We start from the raw sequence: 18101 nt of genomic DNA on the forward strand, positions 1-18101 counted from the left end.
AAGTACTTTATTCAGTATGGAAGGTTCAACAAATTTATTGGTGTTTAAATTCCCGAAGGAATCGTCAACTCTAATGAAAGGTTATGTCGGTCTCTACAGACTGCGGATATGGTTATACAGTCGTGCACCTCAAAAAGAATAGATGGTTTAATTTGTGATTTTTTAATAATTCCTCTACACATGATTGGTACATTCCTGTTGGCATAATAAAAGATTCTTCCATTTTGATAATTTCCCCTTGAATCTCAGGTTACTTGAGCTTTTATACTGAAATAGATGATTGATCAAGGGAGGTTTCAGGATTTGAATTTTGTTGCATGGATGATCGTAGCGTGTGAGGTGGCCTTCTGGGTTGTAATTGGGTTGGGGCTCGTGACACGTTATGTGTTGAGGTTGAACAAGATTGGATTGTTTTTATTGGCTTTGACTCCTGTGGTTGACCTGATACTGTTAGTTATTACGAGTATCGATTTGTATCATGGAGCCACTGCGACCACCCCCCATGCTATTGCTGCTGTTTATATTGGGGTATCGCTCGCATTCGGCAAAAGCATGATCAAATGGGCAGACGAATATTTCCAGTATTATATTTTGAAACAAGGATCGAAACCAGCGAAACGGTACGGTACGGAGCACGCTATTCATTATTTTAAAAGCTTTTTGAGACATGTACTTGCCTTTGGCATTGGAGCGGGTTTATTAGCGGCTACTATTTATTTGCTCGATAATCCTGCTCAGTCGGAAGCGTTGAGCAAGGTATTAAAGTTATGGGCGATAGTCCTTGGCATTGATTTCTTGATTGCTGTCACCTACTTCATTTGGCCAAAAAATGAGACAGCTACTTGAATAAAAGATTGAGGAGGTTATATCTATTTACAACATCGGTTTATTTGCTAAACGATCGAATGTCAGTATTAGTACACTCCATTATTATGACGATATTGGGTTGCTCCCTCCTTCAACTACAACGGATGGAGGACATCGGTTATATACAGAAGAAGACCTTCGTCGATTGCAACAGATTACACTGTTAAAACGTTTGAACTTTCCCTTGAAAGAAATTAAAGCCATTATAGATTGCCAACAAGATTGGGGCGAAAGTCTGCGCGAACAACTTGAGTTGATCCGAGAAGAAAAGAGACGATTGAACAAAATCGAGACTACCTTACTTGAATACATCCATTCCTTTGAAATAGAGGGAAAAGTGGATTGGGATGTACTGTTTTATTTAACCCAATTATCCTCAAGGAATCCGCTAGAGGAAGAAGCCGTAATCAATAGCCGATTGTCACCGGAGGAAAAAGAAGCTTTTGACCGATTGCCTTTCTTGTCAGGAGAAGATGCCGAGACAAAAGAATGGATAGAACTGTTAAAGCAGATAAAAAAGCACTGTCACGAAGGAGCTGCTTCTGAAAAAATACAGGCGATTGTTCAGCAAATCATGGTGAAGACTGATCAGGTGTTTCAAGGAGATGAAAAACTGGTGGAACGCTTTTGGGAACTTCGAAAAAAGCAAGACCCCGTTTTCCGTCTTTACCCGCTCGATCCTGAATTGCTTCAATTCATCGAAGAGGCGATCATAATCTGGGAGCAGCGTCAGCAAAAGAAGATCGAACCCCTTCAACGAAACGGCGTTCAGCCATGAAACGAAAATCATGGATCATTCTTTTATTGGTGATTGCAATGTTCGCTGTACAAGTTCATGGAGAAAGCGATTCGGAATGGAATACATCCTTCCAAAAAGAAACTATTGCGTTTGTAGAAAAAGAAATGCAAAAAGATGGCGTTCCAGGGGCGGCTATCGTTGTCGTGAAGGATGGGAAAATCGCATGGTCAGAAGGGTTTGGTTGGGCTGATCAGTCACAAAAGAAGCACGTTGACCCTGCAGAAACACTTTTTCCAGTCGGTTCTGTCAGCAAATTATTTACGGCAGTCGCCGCAATGCAACAGGTGGAACGTAGGAATCTCGAATTACATCAAGATGTGAACTATTACCTGGAAGGATGGTCTGTCCCTCCGGGTGAAGCCCCATTGACGCTGCACGATTTGCTTACCCATACGGGTGGATTGGAAGATGTGGCCATTCCTTTGACTGCCCGAACTCCCGACGAACTCTGGACGCCACAGGAGTTGTTAATGAATCGCGGCTTGTGTCGTGCAGATCCACCCGGGAAATGGATTCACTATTCCAACGACGGTATTGTCTTGGTCGGTCATCTGGTAGAACAAGCTTCAGGCCAACCGTTTTTGGATTATATGGAGCAAGAGATTTTCACATTACTTGGCATGAAATCCACTACTTACCGCCAGGTGTTGCCGGATGATTTAAGTAAGAACCGGACCGTAGGATACCACAAGGGGAAAAATGGATCGGCTGTTCCTAATCCACCGTACTGGTTACACGGAGAGCCTGCCGCGACTCTTACAACTACTCCACTTGATCAGGCTGCTTTTATGCAAAATGCACTGGAAAGGCCGACATCGGGAAAAGTAATTTTACGACCGGAAACATGGGAACAGATGATGACGCGACAATTTAGTTCCCATTCCGAACTTCCCGGTATTGGGTATGGATTTTTTGAAATGGAATGGCATGGAGAGACTATATGGATGCATGAAGGCAGTGTCCCCGATGGCAGCAGTTTGATGATGTTGGTACCGGAAGAACACCTTGGTATCTTTGTAGTACACAATATGGTAAGCTTCGTTGCGCCTGAATTTAACCACCGGGTAGCAGATTATTTATTGAGTCACCTTATACCTGGTAATACCGAAACGCGCACGCCTTCAAATTTTGAACTTTCCAAGAATGAATTGAAGGCTTACATCGGAGAATACCGGAGTAAAGGTTCTTTTACGACCCAAGGTGACGCCAATAAAATGTTAAATCTGCTTCCGTTTTTTCAAGTTCGTGTTCAGTTGAATGAGGACGGTACCCAATTGCTGGCGGGGGAATCATCACTTATCCCATTGGGAAACGATCGGTTTGCCGTTGAAGAAAAGCTATATGATATCGCTTTCGGGAGGGATGAGGCTGGTAAAGTAAACATGATGTACACGGGGAGTCCTACTCCCATCATGAAAAGCCGGGAAAAAATTGCCTGGTTCGACGACTATCGATTGCACTACGTCTTATGGGGAGTTATCCTTGCAATCTCGATCGGTGCAGCTTGGTGGTTTCCCATACAGAGATGGTTTCGAAGCAGAAAACAGGAAAAAACCAAAGAATCTACATTGTTGTTGCCTCAGTTGGCCTGTACAATTGGATGGTTGCAACTATTGTTTATCGGATCGGTTATCGTTTTCTTTTTGATTCCGAGCGTCCAAGATTTGTTTTGGGGGCCATTTCGTTATGGTATTCCCCTCCCATTGCGGATTGCCGGGCTACTGCCCTTCGCCGGAGTGCTTTTGTCCATTTGGCTGGCCATTCAATCTGCCCGAATCTGGTCGAAACTCAACCGATTCCAAAGATTAGGATTCGTATTGGTCGCATCTACCGGAATTGGTTTAATTCCATATTTGGCGTATTGGAACTGGCTGTCACTCCCATGGTCGTAATCGATTATCCTCTTCCTCTTTGTCATTCGGCCTTTATGTCTCACAACACTCTTTCAGATAAAAGTGAACTTGACGAAATAAGTCACCTTCTAGTGAAGTGAGTAATGAGGATAGTATAGTGAAATACCTAAGACTACATTAGACAAAAGAAAATTACCAAAAGGAAATGCCCTCATTTTTTGAGAGCATTTTATATGTGTGAAAAAATCTTTATGTCATGTTACAAAAACGTCACCGTCTGAAAAGCTCTATAGACGGTATTAACACCCCAACCAAAAGGATACGGAATGGCGTACCGTCTTGCACTCTTTGTTCAAAAGCCCAAAAAGGGCATACGGGTAATGCGTCCATTTCGCTTGAAACGGTCCGTCTAAAGGTTTTAAACGTTGCTATTTTTCGACATTTGTTGAGTTTCAATAAGAAAGTCTACAATTAAAGTAAAAGAGAAGACATCTCTCAGGATGAATCGTGCCAGAGAGATTGTCCTCTCTTCTTTATTTTTATTTGTCATTTACTATTAAGTCTTTGAGCATTTCTTATATGCCCTACTTTTAGATGTTTTAATGACAAACAGTTATTTTAACAACTGGAGGAGAAGGCTTTTTTACTACATCATTCCAATCTAATACCGCACTAACCATACAGAAATTGGAGAAAAATGGGATGGTGGCCTGGGCTGCTCAGGAACCAATTACTCCTTCATGACGAGTTCTCGCAACAGTAAGATCTACAATTTCTAACTTCAATTGACCTACAAATAACTATGTTTACATGATTATAGTTGGAGTTTTAACAAACTTAATTATTTCTAAAATGAACTTTAGAATGTTATATCAAAAACTTACTAGAATCCGGTGGAATTACTTTCACCGGCCTTGCGTTACACCTGTCCATAAAAGAGTGACATGTTTATGAATGTGATAAAATTTGCTGAAAAAGACATTGTTAACCACGTCTTCTTTCCTTTTCCACAGGCCTGCGGACTGACAATACTCAGACGGGGATGCTCTAGAAAAGTCACTATTGCTTTAACACGGTGGACCCTGCTGTTATCAAGGGTCATGACTATGTCGCCTTCCGCTTCAGCCTTTAGCACGCCCTTCCCGAAATCGTTTAAAGGATAGGGATGAGTTGTCCGTTCCTCCCGATGCGGATTTTCCCACTCTTCATAATCAACTGTTGCATACAGTTTGGCCCCTCTTGTGCTGTCCATAAGTGGGAATCTTACCAACCAAAATTTTGTTCAATTGGTGTCAAGGCTAGTCCTAACAGTGTTCCACCACTAAGAACAAGCCAGATATTGCCTGTCTATGCCTCGATCGATCTTCATCTGTTATTTCGTTCTTTACACAATCTTTATGTAACTTCCTTTTCTTTACAACAATTTAAAAATCAGCACTTCTCCTTTACAAAACCTTTAAAAAATTCTTGTAGAATATTTATATTTATTTAACATTATTTCTCTACTATTTAATTAACGCTTTTATACACAGTAGTGAAACGCGTACTGAAGTACGTAATCGGTTTGGCGTGAGGGAGAGTTAAATGCCCAAGAGTCCCAAAACTCTTTCGAAAGTAAAATAGCTGAGAAGGAAAGTGAGAGATGAAAAAGGTACTCTTGATTTCTCAAAATTTTTATCCGGAAATTGGCAGTGCTGCGAACAGGATGAAAAATATCTATGAGCTCCTCAAAAACAAGGGTTATTTTGTTCAAGTGCTGACGACTGAGCCGTCCTACCCGAATAAAAAGACATATGAGGAGGCTTCTTTTTGGGATGATGAAGAGTTAAACAATGATCGGCATATTACCCGTATCCCAATCAGAAGCCGCAAATATTCTGGGAATTTCGTGAGCCGCTTATTTTATTATCTGGAAATGATGTGGAGGATGATTTTCGCCATCCTGAAAGACCGGCAGCAGTATGATGTGATTTTTGTGTCGTCTCCGCCGATATTTGTGGCTTTTGCAGGGCTATTGGCAAAATGGAAATTTAAAAACAAGCTTATTTTGGATATACGAGATTTGTGGCCCGAATCATTGAAGGGTGTGGGAGTGTTTCATCATCCCATTATCATGTATATATTTTACGTGATTGAAAGAATCCTTTACCGAAAAGCCGATTTTATCATCATCAATAGTCTTGGTTTTCAAGACTATATAAAAAAACAGTTGGGCCCTGTTCCTGCGAAAATTGTGTATTTGCCCAACGCAGCACGCCAACGTGAAATGGCAAGCCAAGCCGCTGAAAAGGTGTGTAATCAGGTGATTTATGCGGGGAATTTGGGGCGGGCGCAAGATGTTTCCTTGTTAAAAGAGCTGGCTGTCAAACTTTCGGAAAATGATATCAGCCTTACGGTAATCGGTTATGGAGTCGAAAAAAATCAATTTTACGAATTTGCACAGCAGAACGGATTAAAAAATATCTCCTTTTTATCACCTACAACACGAAAAAAATGTTTAAACCTAATCGGGAATTCGAATGTAGCCATCGTTACATTAAAACAGAAAGAGGTGTTTCAAACGGTACTTCCCGGAAGAGTGATAGATTATATGACTTGCAAAGTTCCAATTGTCGGCTCTGTCTCGGGTTTTTCCAGATCATTGATAGAAAAAGAAAAAGTAGGTTTGGTCAGTGAGGACGGGTCGGCAGCCGATCTGTTTCATAAAATCATCTATTTATTGAAAAGCAAAGAACTGCGCCAGGAAATGTCAAGAAATGGCGAAGCATATATCCGGAAATCTTTTATATGGGAGAAAAATATTGAAACGCTTGTCGATTGTATTGAAAAGTAAATGGATAAGGCCGGGATGGAAATATGAAGAAAAAAGTTTGTATGTTTGTATGGAATCATTTCACGAATGATGCCCGTGTGCTGAGAGAGTGTACGGCACTATCGACAAATGGTTATAAAGTGGATCTCATTTGCATCCACGACCCGAGTGAAAAAGGATTGCCCCGATTTGAGGAAAGAAACTCTCATTTTCATGTATATCGTGTGAGAAGATATCCGGTTGTCTGGGAACTTTTCCAAAAAGTGATCCGGCTCGTCAGGGAAGATAAAATAATGCTCATTCCCTTATTGGTTTTGGTCGGCGTTTTATTGATTTATGCGCCTTACATTCCTATCATTCTGTTCTGTCTATTAGTATTGCTTATGCAGAAAACCATCCGGGCACTCTGGTTGAGGGGAAGCATCTTTTTAAGAATGATCTGTCACGGGTTCAAAAAAGATTATGATATTTATCATTCAAATGATTTAAATACCCTTCCTCAAGGATATATTTGTGCAAAATGGAGATTTCGTAAGAAAAAGCTGGTATATGATTCCCACGAAGTCCAAACGAGTAGAACAGGTTATGACTCGGCGTTGTATGGAAAAATGGAAGGATTTTTTATTCGAAAAATTAGCGCCATGATCGTAGAAAATCACACAAGGGCCAAATACAGCGAAAACCTTTACGGCTTTTATCCGAACGTGGTCCATAATTACCCTTTTAAAGAAATCGGCCAATCGGCGGAAAAAGCGCCATTGCATGAACAATTGGGTTTGCCGAAAGGTGAAAAGATTCTGCTGTACCAGGGAGGTATTCAAACAGGCCGGGGACTGGACAAACTTATTAAAGCAGCCCCCCTGTTCAAGGAAGGAACACTTGTACTCATTGGTGATGGCAGGATCAAACCGGACCTGATCCAACTAGTAAAAGATATGAATTTGGAAGAAAAGGTAAAGTTTTTACCCAAAGTACCGCTGAAAGAATTGCCCAAACATACGAGAAATGCTTATCTCGGGTTTCAGGTGCTGAATAACGTTTGCTTTAACCATTATTCCGCATCATCCAATAAATTATTTGAATACTTGATGGCCGGCGTGCCTGTGGTGGCTTGTGATTTTCCGGAGATTAAAAGAATAGTAGAGGGGGAACAAGTCGGCCTTTGTATCGACTCGCACAGTGAAATAGAGATTGCCGGGGCCGTAAACAAGCTGCTGGAAAATAAAGCTTTGTACCGCCAGCTTGCGAACAATTGTGCGGGAGCAAAACACAAATACAATTGGGAGCAGGAGCAAAGAAACTTTTTATCCGTATATGACTATTTGATAGCAAACTAGAAGAAAGAAGATTGCCGCTATTTTCATAGAATTGGAGGAATTCAAATGAAAGTTTGTGTAATGGGACTGGGATATATAGGACTGCCGACATCTATCATGTTTGCTAGGCATGGTGCGGAAGTGGTTGGAGTGGATGTGAAAAAAGATGTAGTCTCTAGGCTGAATTCCGGTGAAATCCACATTGAAGAACCGGGATTAAAGGAAGCTTTGCTGGAAGTCATTAAAAAAGGGACTTTTAAAGCATCACTGAATCCGGAAAAAGCGGATGCTTTTATATTATCCGTTCCGACTCCCAATTTGCGCGATCCTCACAAATCATGTGACCTGACCTATGTATTGGACGCGTTGAACCGTATCCTTCCTTGCATGGAAAAAGGAAATACCGTGATTGTGGAATCGACGATTTCCCCCAGAAGTATGGATGATCATATCAAACCAGTCATTGAAGCTGCAGGGTTTGTTGCAGGGAAAGATATTTTCCTCGTTCATTGTCCGGAAAGAGTCCTTCCAGGCCAAATTATGCACGAACTCATTTACAACAACCGGATTATCGGCGGCATCACACCGGCTTGCACCGAAGCTGGCGTAAGGGTTTATTCTACATTTGTCCAAGGCGAAATGAACCGGACGAATGCCAAAACGGCTGAAATGTCCAAGCTGATGGAGAACACCTTCCGTGATGTCAATATCGCATTGGCAAACGAATTGACCATGGTCTGCGACCAATTGGAAATTAACGCTTTGGATGTTATTCAAATGGCAAATAAACACCCGAGAGTAAATCTTCATCACCCTGGTCCCGGTGTCGGAGGACACTGCCTTGCCGTAGATCCCTATTTCATTGTTTCCAAAGCGCCTGAAACGGCCAAAATCATTCAATTGGCACGCAGCGTGAACACCTCCATGCCGGCCTTTGTAGTAGAGAACATCAATGCTTTAATGCAAAAGGTGAACGGAAAAATTGTCACATTATTCGGCTTGACCTATAAAGGAAATGTGGACGACACGAGAAAAAGCCCGGCAATGGAAGTGCTGGAAAGACTAAAGTTCGAGGGGAGATATGGCGTAAAAACGTATGATCCCCATGTCAACAGCCGACTTGTTATGAAAGACATCCGGGAAGCGGCAGCCCATTCCGATTTGATTGTCGTGTTAACCGATCATGACGAATTTAAAGAGGTGGACTTCTCCCAATTATCAGGCATGGCAACCAAGCGGATTTTTGACACAAAAAATGTCGTTCAAAATCGTTCGGAAGCCTTTCAATATATCAATTTCGGCAATCTCTATCATTTCAAAAAGCAAACCATGGTGGGAACACGTTAGTCGTGTGTCGTATAGTGCTGTCGGAAGGATTTTCCCCCGGCAGCACTGTTTTTCTGACATTAATAGAAAAGCGTAAGCGCCCGTTAAGCGACGTACAAATCTATGAAATGCGGAAGACGGCCGATTAGGGGTGACAAGCGCTGGCCGCCTTAGGTCGCCACGTCCTGTGGCGCCGGCGGCACTAGGACATCCTGTCCGTCGGAGGGTAATCCAGTGAAGTCGTTCTTTGACTTCATTGGATTGACCGAAGCGACCTCGAGCCCCTGCCGTCTGGAGCTAGACAATGGAGCACTCCGCAATGAGATAAAGGATAAGGAAGTGTGGAGAGTGCCAGGCTTATGACCTCGAGCCGATGGCACTCGCAGCCGGACAACACGGCGACGTAGGCCGCCTCAGGTCGCCACATCCTGTGGCTTCGGAGGCACTAGGACGTCCTGTCCGTCGGCAGGCTCAGGACGCGACGTCCTGTCGCTTCGCTTGCACTAGTACTTCCTGTACGGCGAAGCTGGACAAAGCAGATACTTTTTTCGGTCTTATATTATGTCTTTAACAGTAAGAAAAATCGGGAGTCTGATATCGTGAAAAACACTTTTGATTATATGGAAAAAAAGGAGCATATCAATCTTATCGAAAAATGGATTTGTGAAAAATCGAAAGGCGGTCACACTTTAAAAATTGGATGTTCCCAAGGATTGGATTCCATTTTTATGGGAGGAGAGAGAGGCAGTGGGCTTGATCTCTCCGAACAATCGGTTCAATCTATGAATCAGCTGCTGGACCGTGAGGACCCAGACTGTAGATGCAACAATGTAATGACAGATGATGTTGAAGGCGAGACATTCGACTCTGTGATTGTAAGGAATATCTTCCAGTATGGAACGGATGCCCCGAAAGTAATGGAAAAAGCTTTTGGCTTGCTAAAAGAAGACGGCCGCCTTGTCATAACGGTTTCTGATGAATCAGGCCGTTCACTGAAACTTTTTTATGCAACGGAAGTCTATCAGTTTCAAACGGAATCCCTCCAAATCATAGAGATGCAATTTTTCGGCAATGAGATAGGTGCTGTTTTTAAAAAAGTTTCCGGGGCATGGCCGCTGCATCGGGATATGAATAGCATTCCGATAACAATGGAAGAAGCATGGCAACAGGAAAAGCAAGCCAGTATGGACCGGATCATGAAGAATATTTACTTGCAGGAACATTTGGAAGCAGCTTACTCGAGAGAGGAAAAGCTGCTCATCTCCTACAAGGAATTATTGCGAAAGTATCAAGCGCTCAGCAACTCCAAGCTTGGAAAATTTGCTTTATATTATTGGAAAAAACGCAGAAGTCTTTTTGGAGGGAAATCAAGTGGATGAAGCAGCGATTGACCGAAGATTATCCACATTAAAGCATTTAAAAAAGAAAATAAGAGAAGAAATCAACGAAGACCGGAAAACGCTTATGGAACAATACGGCGCTGTGTATGAAAGCAAGTATGATTTCCTGGATGCATCGATCGGCAGCGTAAAAGATAAAGGAGCCTATTTATCCTATAGGGATCAAGTATCGGACAAACACTTTTTGGAAGGGATTAAACCTTTGCTGGATCAAATTCCGGATAGCAACGGCAGCCGGTTTTATGAAAAAATCAAAGCGAATATCGGCATTATTTGTGATGAGTTTTTATTTCATTCCTTTCAGGGAGTCGCCAACTTTATCTATATCGAACGGGACAGGTACAAACAGATTCGTGAAAATCTGGATGTTCTTTTGGTTGTATCAACGTGGAAGGGAATCGATTCAAAATGGAAAGGGCTTGGAAATCCGAACATCCGAAGGCACAGGGAAGATTTGCAGAAAATCATCGACTATTTCCGGGATAGAGGAACGAAGATTGTATTTTACTCAAAGGAGGACCCTGTCAATTATCATGTTTTTCTGGGAATCGCCCAAAAATGTGATTATATCTTTACGACAGCAGAAGAAAAAATAGACTGCTATAAAGCGGATTGCGGCAATGAGAATGTGTTTTTGCTCCGGTTCGGCGTCAATCCCACTTACCATCACCCGATCGGCATGCGAAAATTTCCAAAAAGGAAAGAAGTGTTATTTGCAGGCTCTTGGTATGAAAAATACCCCGATCGCCAGGAAGAGACGAGAGTTCTGTTTGAAGGGGTATTGGAGGCAGGGAAAGGCTTAAAAATTATTGATCGGAATTTTGAGTTGAGATTGGAGCAATTTTTTTTCCCGGAAGAGTATTTGCCGTATGTTTCCCCTTCGATCCAACATCAATATTTACAAAAGCTGTATAAATTGTTTGACTGGACCATTAATCTGAACAGTGTGAAATACAGCAATACGATGTTTGCCAACAGGGTTTATGAAGTGCAGGCTTTGGGGAACAATTTGCTTTCCAATTACAGCATCGGGGTAAACAATCAATTTCCGAATGTGTTCACCATTCATGATGAAAAAGAAATTCAATCGATTTTTGAGGGCTTTACGGAGGAAGAAGTTTATCAACATCAAGTTTGGGGCATTCGAAGAGTCATGTCCGAAGAAACAAGCTATCATCGGATAGAAGAAATGCTTGAAAAAATCGGCTTTAAGACCGGAACGAAGAACCGAAAAGCAGCTGTGATCGTGAGGGAAAAAACGCAGGCTATTTGTTCAGCATTTAATAAGCAAACCTATCCGTATAAAAAGCTGTTTGCAGAAAACGTAGTGAATGAAGAAGCCTTAAAAGAATTTGATATCGTGGCTTTTTTTGATCCCCAAAAGGAGTATGGAGAGTTTTACCTGGAAGATATGATCAATGGATTTAAATATACAAATTGTGATTATATTACGAAGGATGCGTATTATGATGGCAATCAGTTGGTGGAAGGCATCGAACATGATTATGTGAATCAAATGAAAGATAAATACAGAACCGTGTTTTGGAAGGACGCCTTCCCGATATCCGCATTATTGGAAATGGAAGGCCCTGTCCATATCGAAAATGGATACAGCATCGACAGGTTTGAATTTGATAGCAAAAAAATCGAAAAGGCCATTCAGCCAAAAGAATATAAACTATCCGTGATTGTCCCTGTTTACAATAATGGGGACCACTTGCTGAACAAATGTTTTTTGAGCTTAAAGAGAAGCACTTTGTTTGATGATATGGAAATTGTCATGGTGGATGATGGCTCGACGGACGGTTATACGCCCGGAATCGTGAAAAGAATAGCAAATGAATATGCCAATGTAAAAACCTTTTTCTTTGAAGAGGGAGGCAGCGGCAGCGCGTCGCGCCCGAGAAATAAAGGCGCCGAGTTGGCCACGGCGAATTATATCACGTATCTTGATCCGGATAACGAGGCGATTCATGATGGATATGATCACTTATATGAAGAAGTGAAAGGCGGGCGTTATGATATGGCCGTCGGCAACATGGTCCGCCTGGCTCATGATGAGATGCTGTTTGACTATTATCAGACAGCCATTCAATATAATGGAAGCAGCGTGATCTCCGGAAATGTACATCACTACTTAAGCAGCAGCCAATTTAAGGCCATGAGCATTCAAGCCTTAATTGTAAGGAAAGAGGTTATCGTAAACAACGGCCTTGAAATGGTCGTCGGTGCCGCGGGTCAGGATACCCTCTTCTTTCACGAGCTGCTTTTGCACGCCCGCCGGACAAAAGTGATTAATTTGCCAATTCACATTTACTATGCCGCTGTTTCGGGATCCACTGTGAACACTGTGACGACACATTTTTTCGAAAAATATTACCTGCTGGAGAATGCAAGAAAAAATTTCCTCAAAAAGCATGATTTACTTGAGGAATACATGGAGAAACGATTTAACTATTATTTTAAAAATTGGTACCTGGATAAATTGAAAAACGTTAGAGAAGAAGATGCCTTCGCATCGGTCAAGGTCCTGGAGAAAATTTTTGCGCTGTACCAGGATCACATGGTTCAGGAAGATGAAGAGCTTGCCAAATTTAAAAGCATCCTGATGGAACAGGATTATGAGCAAATTTTAAATGAGCTTGTTTATGAGCATCAAAAGGCAATGGTATCTTGAACACTTTTGTAGGGGATCCACCGATCTCTGAAAGAGCGTGTTCATAATGGACGGGTATGGAACATATTTTAGTGACATAAAACAAGGGACTGATCATCGTTGAAGAACAAAATCAAAGTCATGGCCATTTTTGGAACAAGACCTGAAGCCATCAAGATGGCTCCGCTTATATTGGAATTGGAAAGGCGGCCGGATGATTTCGAAACGATCGTGACCGTAACGGCCCAGCATCGGCAAATGCTGGACCAAGTACTGGAAATATTTGATATTCAGCCGGACTATGATTTGAACATTATGAAGGACAGGCAAACTCTTCCAGGGGTGACAACGGCTGCGCTTACGGGTTTGGATGAGGTCATGAAAAATACTCAGCCTGATATTGTGCTGGTGCATGGCGATACAACGACCACTTTTGCGGCCGGTTTGGCTGCTTTTTACAATCAGATTCCAGTTTGCCATGTAGAAGCCGGATTAAGGACCTGGAATAAATATTCCCCGTTTCCGGAAGAAATGAACCGGCAGCTCACGGGCGTGATGGCCGATCTGCATTTCTCTCCGACCCAACAATCCGCCAATCATTTACTGGAAGAGGGCAAAAAGGAAGAAACGATTTTTATTACCGGGAATACGGCCATAGATGCCCTGAAAACAACAGTAAGGGATGAATATACGCACCCGGTGCTTGAAAAAGTCGGGGAAGACCGTCTCATTCTGTTAACGGCCCACCGGCGGGAGAATTTGGGAGAACCCATGAGAAACATATTCAGGGCTGTCAAGCGTCTGGCAGAGGATCATCCTGATATACAAGTGGTCTATCCTGTTCACTTAAACCCTGCAGTGCGGGAGACTGCGAATGGGATTTTGGGAAACGATCCCAGAATTCATTTAATCGAACCGCTGGATGTGATAGACTTTCACAACTTCGCGAACAAGGCCTATTTGATACTCAGTGATTCCGGCGGGGTACAAGAAGAAGCCCCGTCATTGGGAGTCCCAGTCCTGGTATTAAGGGATACGACGGAGCGTCCTGAAGGGATCGAAGCGGGGACTTTGAAATTAACTGGACTTCAAGAGGAAACGATCTATCAATTGGCAAATGAACTATTAACAGATCCATCAGCCCATGAAAAAATGGCCAAAGCGGTCAATCCATACGGGGATGGGGAAGCATCGAGACGCATTGCGGAAGCGATTCGTTATTATTTTAAACAGACGGACAAGAGGCCGGTTCCGTTTTCAGGAATCTCCAGTTTACGTTGACACCGAGTAGGGATCGGAATAAGGAGAAAGCGGCCCGAGTAGCGGTTATGACAGGACAATTATTAAAAATGAGGCTTACCTGGTGGAACGGGAGGTCTTCTTTTTTCTGGGTATTGATGGAAAGAACAGGAATTTCTGACCTTGCCAATCATGACAAAACGTAGGCAACTGCAATTTGCAGGTTCTTATCAACCATCCTGAAATCATATTTATTGATGAACCGACAGGTGCTATCAATTCGAAATCTGCCAATGACATTATGGAACTATTATTAGAAATCAATCAAACAGGAACAACCATCCTATTAGTTACATACGATGTGAAAGTTGCAGCAAAAACGGATGGGGTCTTTTATATACTGGATAGCAGCATTGCGGGTGAAATACAACTTGGCAAATATAGATAGGAAAAAAAAGAAGATAAAATAACGGAAGACATTCTTCCCAGATGGTTAATGAAAAAAGGGTTTTTAACGCTTATAAATGGTTTGTGTTATTTCATCCTCTCAGAAGAGGAAATATCGCAGGGGGAGTGAATTTATGAATTTTAATATGAAAGAAGCAATAGAGATACTGGAGAACACACCTCAAACCCTTGAGGCTTTTCTATCCGGTTTATCCGAAGGATGGCTGCATTGCAATGAAGGAGAAGGAACATGGAATGCAGTTGAAGTGGTTGACCACCTGATTGAGGGAGAGAAAAGCAATTGGATCCCCCGGTTGAAGTTCATTCTCCAGGAAGGGGAAGGCAAGCCGTTTCCGCAGTTTGATCGCTTCGCCCATCTTGAGGAAGGAGCTGAAAGTTCATTAGAACAAAAGTTGTATGAGTTTAAATCAATCCGAAAAGAAAACCTGGCGACATTAAAGCTTCTTATTAACCCAGAGATTCACCTCGAAATAAAGGGCTCGCACCCTGCTTTTGGAGCTGTAAAGGTAAGGGAGTTGATTTCGACATGGGCCGTTCATGATTTAACGCATATCTCCCAAATCGTAAGGGTGATGGCTGAAAGATACAGAGAGGATGTCGGCCCCTGGAAGGAATATTTGGGCATATTGAGAAAAAAGTAGTCAACAGGCAGTTCAAGAAGAGGCAGAGGTTTGTCAAGTAAAGCGTGTAAGCGAGGAGATAGGCTTTTGAGTATAAATGTAAGCTGAAAAAAACGATGTGTTCACACTGTTTACTCTATTCGTTGCCGAAATGACTCAGAAGACTATTATTCAGCCTTATTCGTTACCAAAAACCGGATAAGGCTGTTGTTCGTGCACGATTCAAGTTGTTAATGGAATCATCGGCTATCTGTAGATGCGTCCTAACACGAGACAGGCATCATTCAACAAAATATGCATCAATATTTTTCTGAGCATATGGCAGACATATTCTGTATTCGAATGATCTAATCGTTTTTCCATCAGGAAATAGCCCATTCCGCTTGGAGTGGTTCGTCTAGCTGCTTGTATAACGGTAAGAAGACGTTGCATTTTTTCGGTTTTTGTTGAATTTGCTTGTAATCAGAGAATAAATATAGAATTTTGTATAGTTTTTGTACAGTATGTCAAATTATAATCCCCCTTAAGGGCAGGTAAATATTTACATCGGCGTAAGACACGCATTTTGTTCGATATATTAAACGTATAGCACCTTGGGGGGTTATTGTTCTCATGAAAATAGATATAAATTTAAATTACCTGCGAATATTGTAGATTTCTTAATTAAATTTGTATGGGTATTTCTTCCTTATTATTTAAAAAATGGAAAAAATGCAGAATTTTGTCATATAATAAGTTCGATTAATGAAACATGCTATAGAACCTTCTGTAGCTTAATATATTTGGAGGTGGAATAATGAATTCTTCCAGTTTTGTAACCCAGAGGTTCAAGTCAATATTCAAAAGATACATAATCTTTCTCGCGATGATCTTGGTTACTTTTAATGGAATGATTCCGGCTTCATTGCCAGTCCAAGCAGTAGAGAAGACTGGAGTGGAGGATCTGGAACAGCCTAACGTCTCAAAAGACGTTGATGGTGAGGAAAGTAAAGAAATCGAAAATGGGACAGACTACCACTATAATGTAAACGTTCAACTTCCTGAAAATATATCAGGTTATGAAACAATGACCATTTCAGATGATCTGGATAAACGTTTAGCTGTTCAGAAAACAGCCGTCCTGATTAATGGGGAAGTGGACGATCGTTTTAAAGTAGTAGTAGATAGTCAAAAAGTTTCCTTGGCATTCAAGCAAGAGCAGCTTCAAGAACTTGCAGACAAAGAAATCAAACTGCAAATTACAACACAAGTGAAGGAAGATGCAATTACCGGAGATAAAATTTACAATATTGCTAATATTATTATCAATAGCAATATTGTGATGGAAACGAATCCGGCAGTTGTCACTCCAGTTGATACGGAGGAAAAGCATCAGGCGAAGCCGAATGCTTCAAAAGAGGATACTTCAAAAGAAGATGGTGAAAAAAACGTCGAATCTAATGACAATCCCCCTGCTAAAAAAAGCGCGGATGCGTCAGTAAATCAAGTTCAAGCGACTAATGGCATTACTATTAATGATGTTGATTCATATGGCGTCCAGGGCTTGACTCTTTTACAATTTGATGGAACTAATCCAACAACTACTCCCAAGGCAAGTGTTCCAATTACTGGTATCTCTGCAAGGAATTTAAATGGATTAGCGCTATCTTTGACCGAAAATGCTTTCTATGCTAGTACCCTTGGAACAGGAAACCTTTACAAAATTAATGCTGATGGGAAAGCCGGCTTTGTAACAACGTTAGAAGGTGTCGCGGGTAATGCTGTAATTTATGATGGGAAATATTATTATTCTTATGGAAGTGGCGGCAAATCATTCCTAGGTTCTTATGATCTAACTACCGGCAATAAGACTTCTACCGAAATAAAGGGCTTCGATAACTTAGCCGGAGACTTAGGAGGCGATATTGTTGCCGATGGTGACGGTTATCTCTGGTTTTATAGATCTAATTCAGTTATGCAGTTGGATCGAGAGACTGCGAACATTTTGCGCAGCGTCTCTATAACTAATTCAGATGGTGTGGCTATAGAATGGGGGATCAGAGGAATCAGCTTTTTGCCCGGCGGAAAAATGCTGCTGGCTGCCGGTGATCCTAATCCAAAATTCTATATAATTGACCCGGAAACTAAAAGTACCACTTACCTAGGAGCTATGACAGGGGATTTAATTTTTGACTTAGCATCTGCAGTAACACCAAAATTCGAACCAAATCCTCCAGTACTTGAATCTAATAAAACAGCAAAAATTCAAGAAAAGGCGGAAGGAAACACGGATGCGGATCATCCTGAAGTGGGCGACACGATTCGTTACACCATCACAACAAAGAATACGATCGAGGATAGTTTGGTCAAAAACCTGGTCATCAACGATACGATTCCAAAAGGCTTGACTTATGTTGCTGGAAGCCTTGAAGTGGATGGCCAAAAAGTATCGGATGCAAAAGACGATGATGCCGGTCATGCGGTAGACGGCAAGGTCACAGGAACCTTTGGTAATGTGACGGATACCGACGAACATGTGGTTACCTTCTTAGTGACCGTAGACAAAGGACAAGCTGGTGCCGATATTAAAAATATTGCCACTGTTGGTGGTGACAATACAGATGATCCAGATGAGCCGGGAGAAGAAGTGAAGATTTATCCAAGAGATCCAAAGTTTGAGTCAGCAAAAACAGCTGTAAACTTGGATCAAGATAAAGAGAAATTCGAAGTGGGCGACACAGTTGTCTATACCATCAAAGCTCGCAA

12 protein-coding genes and 1 pseudogene are annotated in these 18101 nt (G+C 41.9%); 12 read left to right on the forward strand and 1 reads right to left on the reverse strand.

Translation table 11 applies throughout. The features are described 5' to 3' along the window. Nucleotides 1-303 precede the first annotated feature (303 nt). Genes C509_RS0121585 through C509_RS0121595 form a run of 3 tightly spaced genes read left to right on the forward strand, consistent with a single transcriptional unit; the run spans nucleotide 304 to nucleotide 3558 of the window. A complete protein-coding gene (locus tag C509_RS0121585; protein WP_018709025.1) occupies nucleotides 304-846 on the forward strand; it encodes a hypothetical protein in 543 nt (180 codons plus the stop codon). 34 nt (nucleotides 847-880) lie between these two features. Next, nucleotides 881-1645: a MerR family transcriptional regulator gene (locus C509_RS0121590; protein WP_281168101.1), complete on the forward strand. Its 765-nt coding sequence runs from the start codon at nucleotides 881-883 to the stop codon at nucleotides 1643-1645. Then, on the forward strand, nucleotides 1642-3558 hold the full coding sequence (locus tag C509_RS0121595; protein WP_018709027.1) for a serine hydrolase domain-containing protein: 1917 nt from the start codon (nucleotides 1642-1644) through the stop codon (nucleotides 3556-3558). Before C509_RS0121590 ends, C509_RS0121595 begins: the two co-directional genes overlap by 4 nt. Before the next feature lie 880 nt (nucleotides 3559-4438). Here C509_RS0121595 and C509_RS0121600 read toward each other — a convergent pair. Next, nucleotides 4439-4789: a hypothetical protein gene (locus tag C509_RS0121600; RefSeq protein WP_211214303.1), complete on the reverse strand. Its 351-nt coding sequence runs from the start codon at nucleotides 4787-4789 to the stop codon at nucleotides 4439-4441. 372 nt (nucleotides 4790-5161) lie between these two features. Here C509_RS0121600 and C509_RS0121605 point away from each other — a divergent pair, with 372 nt between their 5' ends. From C509_RS0121605 to C509_RS0121655, 9 genes and pseudogenes are all read left to right on the forward strand, one after another. Then, nucleotides 5162-6352 carry a glycosyltransferase family 4 protein gene (locus C509_RS0121605; protein WP_018709028.1) on the forward strand — a complete coding sequence of 397 codons (1191 nt, stop codon included), beginning with the start codon at nucleotides 5162-5164 and terminating at the stop codon, nucleotides 6350-6352. Nucleotides 6353-6375: 23 nt separating this feature from the next. Then, a complete protein-coding gene (locus C509_RS0121610; protein WP_018709029.1) occupies nucleotides 6376-7668 on the forward strand; it encodes a glycosyltransferase in 1293 nt (430 codons plus the stop codon). A 45-nt stretch (nucleotides 7669-7713) separates the two neighbouring features. Next, a complete protein-coding gene (locus tag C509_RS0121615; RefSeq protein ID WP_018709030.1) occupies nucleotides 7714-8994 on the forward strand; it encodes a nucleotide sugar dehydrogenase in 1281 nt (426 codons plus the stop codon). A 578-nt stretch (nucleotides 8995-9572) separates the two neighbouring features. After that, nucleotides 9573-10352, forward strand: coding sequence for a class I SAM-dependent methyltransferase (locus C509_RS0121625; RefSeq protein ID WP_018709032.1), 780 nt, complete (start codon nucleotides 9573-9575; stop codon nucleotides 10350-10352). After that, nucleotides 10345-13050, forward strand: a complete 2706-nt coding sequence (locus tag C509_RS0121630; protein WP_018709033.1) for a glycosyltransferase — start codon at nucleotides 10345-10347, stop codon at nucleotides 13048-13050. The genes C509_RS0121625 and C509_RS0121630 overlap by 8 nt, the downstream gene beginning before the upstream one ends. A gap of 99 nt (nucleotides 13051-13149) precedes the next feature. Beyond that, complete coding sequence (wecB, locus tag C509_RS0121635) at nucleotides 13150-14310, forward strand: non-hydrolyzing UDP-N-acetylglucosamine 2-epimerase (protein WP_018709034.1); 1161 nt, start codon at nucleotides 13150-13152, stop codon at nucleotides 14308-14310. 175 nt (nucleotides 14311-14485) lie between these two features. Beyond that, nucleotides 14486-14716 carry a P-loop NTPase family protein gene (locus tag C509_RS25255; RefSeq protein ID WP_018709036.1) on the forward strand — a complete coding sequence of 77 codons (231 nt, stop codon included), beginning with the start codon at nucleotides 14486-14488 and terminating at the stop codon, nucleotides 14714-14716. A gap of 133 nt (nucleotides 14717-14849) precedes the next feature. Beyond that, nucleotides 14850-15377, forward strand: coding sequence for a DinB family protein (locus C509_RS0121650; RefSeq protein WP_018709037.1), 528 nt, complete (start codon nucleotides 14850-14852; stop codon nucleotides 15375-15377). Between the two features lie 985 nt (nucleotides 15378-16362). Next, a pseudogene (locus C509_RS0121655) lies at nucleotides 16363-18101 on the forward strand (isopeptide-forming domain-containing fimbrial protein); the annotation flags it as partial.

The sequence above is a fragment of the Siminovitchia fordii DSM 16014 = CIP 108821 genome (genome assembly GCF_000374565.1).
GTDB classification, from domain to species: Bacteria; Bacillota; Bacilli; order Bacillales; family Bacillaceae_C; genus Siminovitchia; species Siminovitchia fordii.